The following is a 1,434-nucleotide window of genomic DNA, read 5'->3' as shown; positions in this document are numbered from 1 at the left end:
TTGACCTCCTCCCACCCCTGAAGGGGTGGGATTCCCCGAAGGGGATATTCAGGTTACGCGTTTCCTCGGCGGTGAGGTACGCTTTCGCGTCCCGCGTCAGCGGTCGCCGTCCGGTTACGACCCCGGACGTACTTTTCAGCGCGTAGAGCCGGATCAACGCGGCCTTCCTCCCCGGTCACGCCAGGCGTCTGCGAAGCAGACGGTGGATTCTTCAGTCCACGAGGCCGCACGGGTCGCCTCAGCCGAACTGTTAGGCCGTGCATGGGTCACCCTCCCGTTGACGGATGTTCTCGGCGGCGTTCAGGTCGGCGTGACGGCCACGGCCACACTCGGAACACGAAAAGTGGTCGCCATCGCGTGTCCCCTCAGCACCACAGGCCGAACACCGCTGGCTCGTCTGGAACGGGTCAACTTCTTCGACCCGAATCCCGGTCTGCTCTGCCTTGTAGACGATGAATTCCTGCAACTGGTGGAAGTGCCACGAGTGGACACCATGCCAGTCACTTCCGTCTCTGATACCTTCCAAGTCCTCGATTTTCAACACGGGATTCTCGAACTGCTGTGCCCAGTTGATGAGGCGACGGGAGGCTTTGTGGTTGAGGTCACGAATCCGGCGCTGTTCTTTGTTACCCACGCGGTTCCGTGCGCGAAGCGCACCCGCCTGTTGAAGCGACTCGCGTAGGGAACGATATTTGCGCCGGACGTATTTCGCCTCACGACCGGACACCAGCATCGACTCGCCCGTGTCGGCGTCGGCGGCGAGCAGGTGGTTGTGGCCGATGTCCACGCCGATTGCCGTCTCCTCGCCTGTTTCGGACTCGTATTCGACGGTGAACGTACAGAACCAGTCGTCGTCCCGGCGGTACACCTGCAACCGGGACTTGTCGGCGTCACCGGCTATGAGCCGCTCTACGTCGTCGGCGATGTCATCATACACGTCGATAGGCGTGTACCACCAGCCCGAGACGCAAGGGAAGCCGACGACAACCGACCCGTTCTCAGTACGGTCTATCTCCCAATTCTGGTTGTTGACCGCGAACGGTTGGCTGGCGCGGTATTCCACGATGCCGTTCTTCTTGTAGTCGGATTTGGCTTCGCGGATGGCTTGATTCTGGATGGCCGAGTAGAGTGGGTTGTCGATGCTGGCCGTGGTCACACTCATTCCGAACTCGTCGGTTTCCCACCCGTCGATGCAGAACTGCTTGGTGTCGCGGTACAGGTGGGTGGCGCGTTGCCACTCCCTGCGCCGTTCGCGGGACGGGTTGTGAAACGTCGTGGTGACGGTCGTCGTGACCACGGTTACAATTGTAACGGATATCTGGAGAGTGTTAAAATGTGGGAATATCGGGCGGACCGATACCCGTGGTTTGCTCCCCAGTTGTCGGCTTCATCCCACGGCTAAAACCGTGGGCTTTCGCCTCGCTACCGCTGTAA

General features: G+C 60.5%; 1 protein-coding gene. It reads right to left on the bottom strand.

Translation table 11 applies throughout. The features are described from left to right. Window positions 1-250: 250 nt before the first annotated feature. Complete coding sequence (locus tag D8896_RS19020) at window positions 251-1,297, bottom strand: RNA-guided endonuclease InsQ/TnpB family protein (RefSeq protein ID WP_121823684.1); 1,047 nt, start codon at window positions 1,295-1,297, stop codon at window positions 251-253. Window positions 1,298-1,434: the final 137 nt, after the last annotated feature.

The organism is Halostella salina (genome assembly GCF_003675855.1).
Classification (GTDB): domain Archaea; phylum Halobacteriota; class Halobacteria; order Halobacteriales; family Natronoarchaeaceae; genus Halostella; species Halostella salina.
The sequence above is the reverse complement of the archived record's forward strand: the minus strand, read 5'-3'. Positions and strand labels throughout refer to the sequence as shown.